The organism is Sphingoaurantiacus capsulatus (assembly GCF_042648405.1).
Lineage (GTDB): Bacteria > Pseudomonadota > Alphaproteobacteria > Sphingomonadales > Sphingomonadaceae > Sphingoaurantiacus > Sphingoaurantiacus capsulatus.
Genome location: NZ_JBHRXV010000013.1, coordinates 1 through 12,955, shown reverse-complemented (window position 1 = coordinate 12,955; position 12,955 = coordinate 1). Strand labels below are relative to the sequence as shown.

The 12,955-nt window shown below is 69.3% G+C and carries 14 protein-coding genes; 9 read left to right on the top strand and 5 right to left on the bottom strand.

The window, feature by feature from the left end; all coding sequences use genetic code 11:
• The first annotated feature begins 56 nt into the window (after nucleotides 1-56).
• From ACFOMD_RS17005 to ACFOMD_RS16980, 6 genes are all read left to right on the top strand, one after another.
• Entirely contained in the window at nucleotides 57-1,310 is a 1,254-nt protein-coding gene (locus tag ACFOMD_RS17005; protein ID WP_380863598.1) for a spinster family MFS transporter, read from the top strand.
• Between the two features lie 102 nt (nucleotides 1,311-1,412).
• The gene (locus ACFOMD_RS17000; RefSeq protein ID WP_380863596.1) at nucleotides 1,413-2,186 is read left to right on the top strand and encodes an enoyl-CoA hydratase-related protein; all 774 of its coding nucleotides are present in this window, start codon (nucleotides 1,413-1,415) and stop codon (nucleotides 2,184-2,186) included.
• 2 nt (nucleotides 2,187-2,188) lie between these two features.
• Entirely contained in the window at nucleotides 2,189-2,950 is a 762-nt protein-coding gene (locus ACFOMD_RS16995; protein ID WP_380863594.1) for an SDR family NAD(P)-dependent oxidoreductase, read from the top strand.
• The gene (locus ACFOMD_RS16990; RefSeq protein WP_380863592.1) at nucleotides 2,947-3,732 is read left to right on the top strand and encodes an enoyl-CoA hydratase/isomerase family protein; all 786 of its coding nucleotides are present in this window, start codon (nucleotides 2,947-2,949) and stop codon (nucleotides 3,730-3,732) included. The genes ACFOMD_RS16995 and ACFOMD_RS16990 overlap by 4 nt, the downstream gene beginning before the upstream one ends.
• Before the next feature lie 10 nt (nucleotides 3,733-3,742).
• Nucleotides 3,743-4,126, top strand: a complete 384-nt coding sequence (locus ACFOMD_RS16985) for an OsmC family protein (RefSeq protein WP_380863590.1) — start codon at nucleotides 3,743-3,745, stop codon at nucleotides 4,124-4,126.
• A gap of 75 nt (nucleotides 4,127-4,201) precedes the next feature.
• The gene (locus ACFOMD_RS16980) at nucleotides 4,202-5,113 is read left to right on the top strand and encodes an alpha/beta fold hydrolase (protein WP_380863588.1); all 912 of its coding nucleotides are present in this window, start codon (nucleotides 4,202-4,204) and stop codon (nucleotides 5,111-5,113) included.
• Here the strand turns inward: ACFOMD_RS16980 and ACFOMD_RS16975 are convergent.
• Entirely contained in the window at nucleotides 5,110-6,084 is a 975-nt protein-coding gene (locus ACFOMD_RS16975; RefSeq protein WP_380863586.1) for an alpha/beta fold hydrolase, read from the bottom strand. The two genes, ACFOMD_RS16980 and ACFOMD_RS16975, sit on opposite strands and share 4 nt — an antisense overlap.
• A 160-nt stretch (nucleotides 6,085-6,244) precedes the next feature.
• Here ACFOMD_RS16975 and ACFOMD_RS16970 point away from each other — a divergent pair, with 160 nt between their 5' ends.
• Both ACFOMD_RS16970 and ACFOMD_RS16965 read left to right on the top strand, forming a co-directional pair.
• Nucleotides 6,245-7,090 carry a GNAT family N-acetyltransferase gene (locus ACFOMD_RS16970; RefSeq protein ID WP_380863584.1) on the top strand — a complete coding sequence of 282 codons (846 nt, stop codon included), beginning with the start codon at nucleotides 6,245-6,247 and terminating at the stop codon, nucleotides 7,088-7,090.
• On the top strand, nucleotides 7,090-7,953 hold the full coding sequence (locus ACFOMD_RS16965; protein ID WP_380863582.1) for a lysophospholipid acyltransferase family protein: 864 nt from the start codon (nucleotides 7,090-7,092) through the stop codon (nucleotides 7,951-7,953). Before ACFOMD_RS16970 ends, ACFOMD_RS16965 begins: the two co-directional genes overlap by 1 nt.
• On the opposite strand, the gene mobA is transcribed toward ACFOMD_RS16965, so the two are convergent.
• The 4 genes from mobA to ACFOMD_RS16945 form a co-directional block, all read right to left on the bottom strand.
• Nucleotides 7,893-8,723 carry a molybdenum cofactor guanylyltransferase gene (mobA, locus tag ACFOMD_RS16960; protein ID WP_380863580.1) on the bottom strand — a complete coding sequence of 277 codons (831 nt, stop codon included), beginning with the start codon at nucleotides 8,721-8,723 and terminating at the stop codon, nucleotides 7,893-7,895. The genes ACFOMD_RS16965 and mobA overlap by 61 nt on opposite strands.
• The gene (locus tag ACFOMD_RS16955; protein WP_380863578.1) at nucleotides 8,720-9,745 is read right to left on the bottom strand and encodes a D-alanine--D-alanine ligase family protein; all 1,026 of its coding nucleotides are present in this window, start codon (nucleotides 9,743-9,745) and stop codon (nucleotides 8,720-8,722) included. Before ACFOMD_RS16955 ends, mobA begins: the two co-directional genes overlap by 4 nt.
• Nucleotides 9,746-9,840: 95 nt before the next feature.
• The gene (locus ACFOMD_RS16950) at nucleotides 9,841-10,686 is read right to left on the bottom strand and encodes a UDP-2,3-diacylglucosamine diphosphatase (RefSeq protein WP_380863680.1); all 846 of its coding nucleotides are present in this window, start codon (nucleotides 10,684-10,686) and stop codon (nucleotides 9,841-9,843) included.
• A gap of 143 nt (nucleotides 10,687-10,829) precedes the next feature.
• Nucleotides 10,830-12,287, bottom strand: a complete 1,458-nt coding sequence (locus ACFOMD_RS16945; RefSeq protein ID WP_380863576.1) for a serine hydrolase — start codon at nucleotides 12,285-12,287, stop codon at nucleotides 10,830-10,832.
• A 64-nt stretch (nucleotides 12,288-12,351) separates the two neighbouring features.
• On the opposite strand from ACFOMD_RS16945, the gene ACFOMD_RS16940 reads away from it, so the two are divergent.
• On the top strand, nucleotides 12,352-12,822 hold the full coding sequence (locus ACFOMD_RS16940) for a MarR family winged helix-turn-helix transcriptional regulator (RefSeq protein WP_380863574.1): 471 nt from the start codon (nucleotides 12,352-12,354) through the stop codon (nucleotides 12,820-12,822).
• The last annotated feature ends 133 nt before the right edge of the window (nucleotides 12,823-12,955 follow it).

The following is a 12,955-nucleotide window of genomic DNA, read 5'->3' as shown; positions in this document are numbered from 1 at the left end:
TGACAATATCAGCCTGCACGGATAGCACAAGGGGAGGGGAAGCGGAGGGCGTCGCGATGCGGGAGCCGAACGCGGAAATATCGAACGCGCGGCGCTACCTTGCGGTGGTGATGCTCGGCGGCGTCTACACCTTGAGCTTCCTCGACCGGCAGCTGCTGGCGATCCTCGCCGAGCCGGTGAAGGCGGAGCTCGGCCTCTCCGACACGCAGCTCGGCCTGCTCGGCGGTTTCATGTTCGCGCTGTTCTATACGGTGTTCGGCGTGCCGGTGGCGTGGCTCGCCGACCGGCATAACCGCGTGCGCATCGTCGCCGCCGCCTGCGCGCTGTGGAGCCTGTTCTCGGCGGGCTGCGGCCTCGCGCAGAATTTCGGGCAGCTTGCCATCGCGCGCATGGGCGTCGGCATCGGCGAGGCGGGCGGGTCGCCGCCGGCCTATGCGATCATCGCCGACTATTTCCCGCCGGAGAAGCGCGGCGGCGCGCTGGCGCTCTACTCGCTCGGCATTCCCCTGGGCATCACCGCCGGCGCCGCGCTTGGCGGCTGGATCGCGGCGACCTGGGGCTGGCGGATGGCGTTCGTTGCCATCGGCCTGTTCGGCGTGGTGTTCGCGCTCTTGCTGCTGCTGGTGGTGCCCGAGCCGAAGCGCGGCCAGCAGGATGGCGGCGTGGCCGTGGCCGATCAGGTCGGCATGGGCGAGGCGCTGCGCGGCTTCTTCGCCGATCCGCTGCTGGTCCGCGCCGCGCTGGCGGCGGGTTTCTCCGCGTTCGTCGGCTATTCCATGATGGGCTGGACGCCGGCGCTGCTGATGCGCGCCAAGGGCATGACGCTCGGCGACCTGTCGATCTGGTACAGCCTCGCCTCCGGCCTCGCGCTCGCGGCGGGGATGCTGGCGAGCGGCGCGCTGGTCGACCGGCTGGGGCAGCGCGACAGGCGCATGTACGCGCTGGTGCCCGCCGTCGCTTTCCTGATCGGCGCGCCGATCTATGTCGTGGCGCTGTTGATGCCCGGCTGGGGCTGGTCGCTGGCGCTGATCGTCGTGCCGCTCGGCCTCTATTCGATGTATCTCGCGCCCGTCCTCACCATCGTCCAGAACGCGGTCCCGGCGGCGCGGCGCAGCACGGCCTCGGCGATCCTGCTGCTCGTCGCCAACCTCATCGGCCTGGGGTGCGGGCCGTTGTTCATCGGCTGGATCAGCGATCTCGCGACCCGCCACGGCTATCCCGACGGTCTGTCGATCGCGATGATGGCGCTGGCGCCGGTGTTCCTGCTCACCGCCGTGCTGCACTGGAGCGTCGCGCAACGCCTGCGCTGAGCCCGGCTGCACTTCTGCCGGGACCTCGCGCAAAAAGCCGGGTTGCGAGGGCCGCCCTCGCGTGGAAAGACGGCGGCGCATTTCCACCGGGAGGAACGCCCCATGACGTACACCACCGTGATCGTCGAACAGCACGACGCCGTCACCCTCGTTCGCCTCAACCGTCCGCAGGCGCTCAACGCGCTTAACAGCGAGGTGCTGGGCGAGCTGATTCAGCTGTTCGCGGCCTATGACGCCGACGCCAGCCAGCGCTGCCTCGTGCTCACCGGCAGCGAGAAGGCGTTCGCCGCCGGCGCCGACATCAAGGAGATGCAGCCCAAGGACTTCTCGGCGATGTATGTCGAGAATTTCTTCGCCGGCTGGGAGCGGGTGACCAACACCCGTAAGCCGTGGATCGCGGCGGTCGCCGGCTATGCGCTCGGCGGCGGCTGCGAGCTGGCGATGATGTCCGACTTCATCCTCGCCGCCGACACCGCAAAGTTCGGCCAGCCGGAGATCAAGCTCGGCGTCGCCCCGGGCATGGGCGGCTCGCAGCGGCTGACCCGCGCGGTCGGCAAGGCGAAGGCGATGGAGATGTGCCTGACCGGCCGGATGATGGACGCGGCCGAAGCCGAGCGCGCCAGCCTCGTCAGCCGCGTCGTGCCGGCCGCCGAGCTGGTCGACGAGGCGCTGAAAGTGGCGGCGCAGATCGCCGCGATGCCGCCGCTCGCCGCGCTCGCCTGCAAGGAAATGGTCAACGCCGCGTTCGAGACCGGGCTGCAGCAGGGCGTGGTGTTCGAACGCCGCCTGTTCCACGCGCTCAACGCCACCGCCGACAAGGTCGAGGGCATGACCGCCTTCGTCGACAAGCGCCCCGGCAACTGGACGGGCCGCTGAGCATGGATATCTCGGGCGTAGCAGCGATCGTCACCGGCGGCGCATCGGGCCTTGGCGGCGCCACCGCTGCGATGCTGGCGGCACGCGGCGCGAAGGTCGCGATCTTCGATCTCAATGAGGAGGCCGGCAACGGCCACGCGGCGGCAATGGGCGGCCGCTTCTTCAAGGTCGACGTCACCGATGACGAAGGCGCCGACAAGGCGATTTCCGAGGCGGAAGCCGCGCACGGCGTCGCGCGAATCCTCGTTAACTGCGCCGGCATCGCGCCGGCGGTGAAGACGGTCGGCCGCGAGTTCGCGGTGCATCCGCTGGCGACCTTTAGGAAGGCGGTCGAGATCAACCTGATCGGCACCTTCAACATCCTGTCGAAGGTCGCGGCGCGGCTGGCGCAGGCGGAGCCGATCGGCGAGGAGCGCGGTGTCATCATCAACACCGCCAGCGTCGCGGCCTATGACGGGCAGATCGGCCAGGCGGCCTATGCGGCGTCGAAGGGTGGCGTCGTCGGCCTGACGCTGCCGACCGCGCGCGACCTGTCGCAGCATCGCATTCGCGTCGTCACCATTGCGCCCGGCATCTTCTGGACGCCGATGCTCGCCGGGCTGCCGCAGGCGGCGCAGGACTCGCTCGGCCAGCAGGTGCCGCACCCGAGCCGCCTGGGGCGTCCCGAGGAATATGCGCAGCTCGTCGAAAGCATCGTCAGCAACCCGATGCTCAACGGCGAGACCATCCGCCTCGACGGCGCGATCCGTATGGCGCCGAAGTGAGCGGGCTGCTTGTCGAACGCGACGGCGGCATCGTCCGCCTGACGCTCAACCGGCCGGAGGCGGGCAATGCCGTCGACCTGCCGCTGGCCAGGGCGCTGCTGGCAGCCGCCATCGACATCGATACCGATCCGAGCGTGCGTTGCGTGGTGCTGACCGGTGCGGGGCGGATGTTCTGCGCGGGTGGCGACATCGCCGGCATGGCGGCGGCGGGCGACAAGGCGCCGGCGTTCCTCGCCGAGCTGGCGGGCGTCGTCCACATGGCGGTGGCGAAGCTCGCGCGCATGTCGAAGCCGCTGCTGGTACTGGTCAACGGCCCGGCGGCCGGCGCGGGGCTCAGCCTCGCGCTGCTCGGCGACATCACGCTCGCCGCGCGCTCGTCGCATTACACCGCCGCCTACACCGCGATCGGCCTGACACCCGACGGGGGCATGACCTGGCTGCTGCCGCGTCTCGCGGGGCTGCGGATCGCGCAGGAGATGATCCTGACCAACCGCCGCGTCGGCTCGGAGGAAGCGGCGCGCCTCGGCCTCGTCACCCGCCTCGTCGATGACGAGGGGCTGGCGGAAGAGGGCGCCAACGTCGCGGCGTCGCTGGCCGCCTCGGCGACGGCGGCGCTCGGCGTCGCGCGCAACCTGCTCGGCGACAGCTTCACCTCGGGCCTCGAGGCGCAGATGGAGCGCGAGGCGCGCGGCATCACCGCCGCGGGCGCCGGCGCGGAAAGCCGCGAGGGCATCGCCGCGTTCCTTGGTAAAAGGAAACCGGACTTCGCCAGCGCGAAATAGGAGAGACGCGATGAAGCATGTGTGGGCCCGCGGCACGGGCGAGAACTACCTCACCGAGATCGAGGTCGGCGCCCACCGCTTCACCGCCGACGAGCCGCCAGCCTTGGGCGGCGGCGACAAGGGGCCGGCGCCCTACGACCTGCTGCTCGGCAGCCTGGGGGCCTGCACCGCGATCACCCTGCGCATGTATGCCGAGCGCAAGGGCTGGAACCCGACGCGCATCGAGGTCGATCTCGCGTTGCAGCGGGATGGCGATACCGCGCGCATCATCCGCCAGCTCCACATCGAGGGTGTCGACGACGCGCAGCGCGCCCGCATGGCCGACATCGCCGAACGCACGCCGGTGACGCTGACGCTCAAAGGCGGCATCGGCATCGACACCAGCCTCGCATAGGAAGCCTTACCTCCGAGGTAATCGCTTCGCCTCGCAGGCCCCGCTACCTCTCCTCCCGCAACTCGGGAGGATGAGATGAACCGACGCGACATGCTGGGGGCGGGCGCCCTTCTCGGAACGGTGATGATGGCCGCCGCGCAGCCGGCGGTGGCAGCGCCCGCCAAACCGAAGACATCGGGCAACTGGGTGACACTGCCGAGCGGCCACCGCCTGTTCATGCGCGACTGGGGCGAGGGAACGCCGGTGGTCTTCCTTGCCGGCTGGACGCTGACCTCGGAAAGCTGGGCCTACCAGATGGCGCCGCTCGCCGCCGCCGGCCACCGCTGCATCGCCTACGACCGGCGCGGCCAGGGCCGCTCGGACGATCCCGGCGCCGGCTACGACTATGACACGCTCGCCGACGATCTCGCCGCCGTGCTCGACGCGCTCAACGTGAAGGGCGCGACGGTGGTCGCGCACTCGATGAGCGGCGGCGAGGTGGTGCGCTACCTTAGCCGCCATGGCGGCAAGGGCCGGATCGCGAAAGTGATCTTCCTCGCCACCACCTTGCCCTGCCTCACGCAGAAGGCCGACAATCCGACCGGCGTGCCCGCGCCCTTCTTCGACCAGTTGCGCGGCCAGTTCGCCACCGACTTCCCCGCCTGGATCGAAGGGAATGCCGATCCCTTCGTCGTGCCGGCGACCTCGCCGCTGATGCGGACGTGGATCAAATCGATCATGCTGTCGGCGACGCTCCAGTCGGCGATCGAGCTCAACAGGGCGATGACCGCCGCCGACTTCCGTGCCGAACTGGCGAAGCTGTCGATTCCCGTGCTGTTCATTCACGGGGACAAGGATGCGTCGGCGCCGCTGCCGATCAGCGCCGGCCCGGCATCGAAGCTGGTGAGGGGGGCGAAGCTCAGCGTCTATGAAGGCGCGCCGCACGGGCTGTTCGTGACGCACGTTGCGCGGCTGAATGCCGACATCGCGGCGTTCGCGCGAGGTTAGCTCTTAACGCCCAACACCCGAACGGCATGCGCGACGGTCGCCGCGCTTTTCGGGTCGAGGATGATCGAATAATGGTCGGCGCGCGGCACGATGGCGAAGCCGCCGCCGCCCGCGATCTCGCGCTGCATGTCCTGCATCGACTGCAGGAATTCGGGCGTCCGCCCGTCGGTCGGCGTGCCGGCGGCGATCACCATCAGCGGCCGGCGGTTGTCGCGCATCGCGTCGCGGAACGCCGTCTCGACTTCGGGCCAGGCCGCCAGCTCGCGGTAGGAGCGGCGGAGGTGGTCGGGGCTGACCTCGACGATGGCAGCGGCGTGGCGCGCCTCCTCGGGCAAGGTCGCCGCCGGGCCGCTGAACGGCCGTACCGCGTGCATGACGCCGAGCGGGGCCAGCCGCGAGGCGAGACGCAGCTTGGCGGCGAAATCGACATAATCGTCCGCCGCGGCACGCGGGATGCGGCTCAGCAGGTCGGGATGCGGCGGGTCGACCATGACGACCGCGCGGGTATTCTCAGGGTGGCGCGCCGCATAGACCAGCGCCAGCGCACCGCCGAGCGAATGGCCGACCATCAGATAGGGGCCGGGCTCGCGCGCATTCTTCAGCAGCACGTCGAGCCGGTCGGCGCTTTCCGCCGGATGGAAGGCCGTCGCGCCGCCGGGGCTGCGGCCCATGCCGGCACGGTCGTAGGCGCAGACGCGGTGATCGCGCGCGAGATCCTTCTGCACCCACGCCCAGGTCTCGGCGAAGCCGGTGGCGCCGGCCTCCAGCACGATCGTCGGCGAGCCCGCGCCGCGGCAGTCGAGATAGAGCGCGTCGTCCCCGACCGCGACGAAGCGTCCCGGTGTCGGCATGGCGCCGTCGCCGGCGCGCAACGCCGTCACCCCCGCGCCGGCGAGCAGCAGCGCCGCGCCGGCGGCGAGGGCCGCGCGCGTCCGCCGCCCGAGGGCGAAAAGGGAGAATCGTTTCGTCATGTCAATGCAACGCGGGAAACTGCGCTTCGCTCCACCGTCGCGCAACTGCAATCGTTCGGACCCGCCGCTGTCATCTCTGTCACGTAAATGCCGCGAGGACGCGGGGCAGTACCGCTTGCCCATTCGGCGGTCCTCACCGTCCCGCGCCAGGAGGCGGGACATGAGCTTTTTGGAAACCATCGGTTCGACGGCCGTCGCGGCGCGCACGCTGGCGGACGCGCCCTATATCTGCCGTGTCGGCCAGCTCGATGTGCGGCTGGCCCGGTCGGAGGAAGAGATCGCGGCGGCGCAGGCGCTGCGCTACGAAATCTTCTACGACGAGATGGGCGCCCAGCCCTCCGCCCGCCACCTCGCCACCCGCCGCGACATCGACGATTACGACATGGTCTGCGACCATCTGCTCGTCGTCGACCACGGCTTCGACGGCAACCCGCGCGTGGTCGGCACCTATCGGCTGCTGCGCCAGTCGGTGGCGATGGCGCACCGCGGCTTCTATTCGGCGGGCGAGTTCGACCTCACCCCGCTGATCGAGAATGCGCCCGCCGGCGGCCAGATTCTCGAGCTCGGCCGGTCGTGCGTCGCACCCGAATATCGCAACAACACCACGATCACCCTGCTGTGGCGCGGCATCGCCAGCTATCTGCAGACGCACCGCATCAGCCATCTGTTCGGCTGCGCCTCGCTGACCGGCGCCGATCCCGAGGTGCATGCCGCCGAGCTGTCCTACCTCTACCATAATCATCTCGCCCCGCCCGAGATGCGCGCCCGCGCGCTGCCCGAGCATCATGTCGAGATGAACCGGCTCGCGGCGACGGCCTATGACCAGCGCCTCGCCTCGCGCGCGCTGCCGCCGCTGGTGAAGGGTTATCTCCGCGTCGGCGCGGTGATCGGTGACGGCGCCTTCGTCGACCGCCAGTTCAACACCGTCGATGTGTTCGTGGTGATGCCGGTCGATCGTATCACCAGCCGCTACGCCGACCGCTTCGGCGCGAACGACGCCGCATAATGGCCTCGCGCGCGCCTGCTCTCGCAGGGGACTTTGGCGACTATGCCGAGGCCCCGGAACGCCACCAGCGCTTCGGGCCGGCGAAGACGATGCTGGGCACGGCGGCGGCGCTGTCGATGCTGGTGCCGCCCCAGCTCGTCGCGCTGAAGATGCGCCCCGATGGCAGCCCGCGGCTGCCGAAGCTGTTCCACCGGCTGCTGTCGCGCGCGCTCGGCATCCGCACGACGATGCACGGCACGCCGGTGCGCGGCCAGGGCGTGCTGTTCGTCGTCAATCACCTGTCCTGGGCCGACATCCCCGTGCTAGGCTCGAAGCTGCTCGGGCACTTCGTCGCCAAGTCGGAAGTCGGCGCGATGGGGCCGGTCGGCTGGCTCGCCGGCTTGCAGAACACCATCTATGTCGAGCGCGATCGCCGGCAGGCGACGGGCGAACAGCGCGACGCCATCGCGACGCGGCTGGCGGCGGGCGGCAACGTCATCCTGTTTGCCGAAGGCACCACCGGCGACGGCGTCGGTGTGCTGCCGTTCAAATCCTCGCTGTTCGCGGTGGCGGACGGGCTCGACGATGTGCTGATCCAGCCGGTGACGCTCGCCTACACCCGCGTCAACGGCCTGCCGCTGCGCCGCGCGATGCTGCCGCATATCGCCTGGACCGGCGACATGACCCTGGGGCCGCACGCCTTCGACTTCATGCGGCTCGGGCGTGTCGAAGCGCAGGTGCGGCTGCATCCGGGGGTACGTGCCGCCGACTTTGCCGACCGCAAGGCGCTGGCGCGCCACTGCGAGGCGGCGGTGGCGGCGGGCTATTCGGCGGCGATGCGCGAGGTGTCGCTGATGCCGGTGGACTTCCCCGCCTTCGCCTGACGCGCGAGCAGCAGCTCGCCGGCAATGGCGTGGGTGCGTTCATTGTCGACATCGATCGCCAGCGCGCCGTCGGTCATCAAGGCGGGGCGCAAGCTCAGGCCGAAGCGGCGCGACAGCCGCACGAACATCGACCCGATGCTATCCCACCCAAAGCGGAAGCGCAGCAGGTTCATCACGCCGAACGCGGCAAGGATGCGCGCCGGATGCTTGGCGAACTGGCCGCCCCCCCGGAACACCTCGGCCACATCGAGCGCCTTGCGGCTGCCCAGCCAGTAGAGGTTGCAATTGGAATATTCGCCACTGCGAAAGCGGTAGAAGCGCCGCTGCCCGTCGGGGTGCGCGGCCAGCACTTCCTCGCGCCGCGCCATCGCCACCAGCACATCGGCGTCGAAGCCCTGGCGCGCCAGTTCGGCCACGGCCGCCGGCGTCAGCAGCACATTGTCGGCGGTGGTGACGAGCGCGGGATAGGCGCTGTCTCGCAACGCGGCGATGATGCTGTCGACGAGATTGGGCTGCGCTTCGGCGACCTGAAGCTTTCCAGTCGCCAGCAGGCGCTGCGCTTCCGGCACGCCGGCCAGGGTCGCCACTGAGTCGACCGAGACGATGATGCGCTCGACCTCGGGCGACCGGTCGAGCGCGTCGAGCACATGCGCGATCAGCGGCCGGCCGGCGATCGGCACCAGGCATTTGTGGCTGACGTCGGCGGCGGCCGCGAGCGGGTCGAGCGCGCCGTCGCGCTTGCCCGCCAGCACCAGCGCGGTGATCTTCACGCCGCCACCGCCAGCCGGCGCGCGGGCTTGCCGATACCTTGCCGATCGAGGCTGTGCGCGACGATTGTCTCGACCAGCGCCTCATGGCTGATGCCCAGGGTGCCGGCGGCGCGCGAAATCGTTTTCTTCGACCAGAGGTTGCAGCTGAGGTTCACCTCCATGAACTTCAGCGCGCCCGTCACCGGGTCATAGCGATATTCGAAGCGGCCGTAGTCGAACGGCCACAGCTCCTTCAGCAGCGCGGCGGTGTAGGCGCCGAGCCGCTCGAGCAGCGCCTCGTCGCGCACCGGCTCCAGCGGATCGTCGGCACTGGTGGCGACGAGGTTGCGCTTCTCCTCATAGCTGCGCACCCGGCCGGGATCGTCGGGAAGATACGCCATCGGCGGCAGCATCCACGGCCCGTCGGCCCCGATAACCGGCACCGCGACATCGACCAGCGGCACCCACGGTTCGACGATCACGTCATGGCCCTGCGCGTGCAGGTCATGGACATGCGCCAGCGCCTCGAACCAGCTGTCGACCACCTTGACGCCCCATGACGCCGAGGAGGCGTTGGGCTTCACCACCAGCCGCTCCCAGCCGAAGCCCGGCGCGCTGATATGCTGGCCGCGGCGATAGGCGACCCACGGCGTGGTCGGCACGTCGTGGCGCTTGGCCACCAGCTTCGACAGATGCTTGTCGTCGGCAAGCCCGCGGATGATCGGCGAGGCGCCGAGATAGGGGAGGCCGTGCCGCTCACACAGCAACGGCGCGAGCATCTCGCTGTTCTGGAAGCCGCCGCGGTTGAGCAGGGGGACGACGAAGTCGACGTCGGGCTTCGCCCACAGCGCCTCGTAGCTGTTCGCCGGCTCGATATCGAGGCCGATCGCCTGCAACGTCGTCAGCATCTCGTGATGGTAGATGGCATGGCTGCCGTCCTCGGCGTCAAGTCGGCCGCCGGCGAGCGCATGCTTGGCGAGGAACATCACTTTCAGCCGCGACTTCACGGCCGGCGGAATGCGACGCACGCGCGAATCGGTCATCTGACGGTCCCTCCAGAGTCAGGGAGGCTGGGTACCGCCGGCAAGCGACAGCTTTGCGAAGATCGCGTGACGTTCCTGTTTCAGGCGGGGCTGTTTCAGGCGGTGGCCAGCACCAACGTTTCCGCCAGCACCGCGCGCCGGTGATGCTCGGCCCAATCAATGATGCGCAAGCTGCCGTCGTCGGCCTCGGCGAGCGCGGTGCAGCTCTCCACCCAGTCGCCGTCATTGTAATAGGTGACCGCGCCGAACTGGCGGATCTCGGCGGTGTGGATGTGGCCACAGACGACGCCATCGGCGCCGCGCTCGGCGGCGGCGTGCGCCACCGCTTCCTCGAAGCGCGAGATATATTCGACGGCGTTCTTCACCTTTTTCTTCAGGTGCGCCGACAGCGACCAATAGGGCAGGCCGAGGCGGCGGCGCAGCGCGTTCAGCATGATGTTGAGCTTCAGCGTGATCTCGTAGGCATGGTCGCCGAGGTGGGCGAGCCATTTGGCGAACACCACGACGCTGTCGAACATGTCGCCATGCACCACCAGCAGCTTGCGGCCGTCGGCGGTGATGTGCACCGCCTCGCGCGCCAGTTCGACGCCGCCGAAGCTGAGGCCGCAATAATCGCGCAGCGCCTCATCATGATTGCCAGGGATGTAGACGACGCGCGTGCCCTTCTTCGCCATCTTCAGGATGCAGCGCATGACGTCGTTGTGGCGCGGCGGCCAGTACCAGCCCCGCTTCAGCCGCCAGAAATCGATGATGTCGCCGACGAGGTAGAGCGTGTCGCACTCGATCGACTTCAGGAAATCGACGAGCAGGTCGGCGTTGCAGCCCGCGGTGCCGAGGTGGATGTCGGAAATCCACACCGTGCGGTGGCGCTGCCGCGCGCGCCGTTCGGTCGGTTCATGGTCGGGTTCGTGGATCCACTCCGGCAGTTCGCCCCACGGCATCCCGCCGCGTGCCAGCATCTCGGGTCGCATCGTCTCCAGCCGGGCCTGCGCCGCCATCGCTTGTCCCCTCGCTACCTAAGCCGCGAGTCGCGCTTACCAAGCGGGCGTTGCGCTGAAGTGGCTGCGCGATGACGCTGAGGTGACTAGCGGCTCAGCCGTTCGATCCAGCGTTTGGCGTCGGCGTCGTCGGGCGCCTTCGTCAGATAGTCGCGATAAGCCGCCAGCGCGGCGTCGCGGCGGCCGGCGAGGCGTAGCGCTTCGGCCAGGCTCCAGCGCGCCCAGGGGTCGTCGGGCGACACCCTGATACCGAAGCGCAGCACGCCAAGGCCTAGGTCGGTCTGGCCGCGATGGATGGAACGCTGGCCCAGCACCTCGAGCAGGCTGTAGCTCGGGACGACGCCCGCCGGCTTCGCAGCAAGCAGCGCACTCGCCGCCGTCTCGCCACCCTCCGCGAACGCCTTCACCAGCGACCGGGCGAAATCCTGGTTGCGGGTGACATCGTCGCTGCCACCGGTCAGCAGCTTCTTCGCAAAGGCGGCGAGCGCGAAATAGCCGTCGACCTCGCCGTTGGTGAGGATGGTCAGCCGGTAGCCGGGGTCGGTGAACACCATCAGCTCGGTGGCGATGCCGGGATGGCCGCCGGTGTGGCCGATGATGCGGTGGCCGTTGATGGTCGTCTCGCTGATGCCGAGCGCATATTTGCCGCGCCGATAGGGGAAGGCGCCGGTGGTCCAGCGCCTGTCGAGCGCGGGCGGCAGCAGGGTGCCGGCGGCGAGCGCGGCGGCGAAGCGGTCGATGTCGGCCACGGTCGAATAGATGCCGCCGGCAGCACTCCCGACCGGCGCGCGCGGGTCGAGGTTCGACTGCCAGTGGCCCGGCCGGTCGAGCGCGCGCGAATAGCCGTAGGCGAGGCCCGGCTCCGACTGATCGGCGCGCGCCGGGCCGGTCGCGGTCATGCCGAGCGGCGCCCAGAGGGTCCGGCGCAGATGATCGAACAACGGCTCGCCGGTCAGCTTTTCGACGAGGCAGCCGAGCAGCACATAGCCCGAATTCGAATAGACGAAGCGCTGGCCCGGCGGCTGCGGCAGCGGGTCGTTCACGAACAGCCGCAGATAATCGTCGTTGGTCAGCAGCGGCGGCCCGGCATAGGCCATGAAGGCTTCGACATAGTTGCCGAGGCCCGACATGTGCGACAGCAGCTGCGCCGGCGTCACGGCTTCGGCCACCACGCGGTTGGGGTAGTCGGGCCACGCGAAGATCAGCGGCGCGTCGAGGTCGAGCTTGCCGGCGGCGGCGAGGCGCATCACCGCGAGGCTGGTGAACATCTTGCCCATCGAGGCGAGGTTGAAGCGCAGGTCGGCGCGGTTCGGCACCGCGAAGTTGCGCTCGGCGAGACCCCAGGCACCTTGCAGCAGAACGTTGTTGCCCTTCGCGAACAGCACCGCGCCGGAGAAATCCTCCTCACGCGCCAGCCGCTCGATCTCAGCCTTCAGCAACGCGGCTTTCGGGTCGGCTTCGGCAGCGAATGCGCCGCTCGCCGAGGCCGCCGCCAAGCTGGTCGCCGCGCCGATAAAGTGCCTGCGCGATAGCTGCGCACCCATGCTAGATTTCCCGTTCTTCCACCGGCTCCGAAAATCCCGTAAGTGCTTACGTATGTCAAGTGACGTGAATTATCCCCGGATGCAGGGCGGCGCGGCGATCGGGGCGCGATTGCGGCAATTGTCGGAGCGGATCGACCGCGAGGCCGGGCAGGTCTACGCGCGGCTCGGCGTGAAGTTCGAGCAGCGCTGGTTCGGCCCGCTCGACCAGCTTTATCGCAACGGCCCGGCGAGTGTCGGTACGCTCGCCCGCACGCTTGGCATCAGCCACGCCGCGGTCAGCCAGGCGGCGAGCGGCTTGCAGGCGGAAGGGCTGATCACCACCAGCCCCGACCCCAGTGATGCGCGAAAGCGCTTCCTGTTGCTGACCGACGACGGCCGCCGCCTCGCCGACAAGCTGGCGCCGGTGTGGCGAGCGATGTCGGAAGCCGCCGCCGAGCTCGATGCGGCGGCCGGCGGCGTGGTCGGGGCGCTCAACCGGCTGGACGAGGCGCTGACCGACCAGTCACTGACCGACCGGATCGAGAAGAAGCTGTAGGGTCTGAACTCACCAAGAATGGCGTTCGGGACGGCGTCAGGAAGGCCATGACAAGTAAGGTCGCGCAGACCAGCTAGGCTCCGTACCCAATAAGGTTGCGCGGTTTGTTGGTTGTTGATTCAAGGTCTCTGCT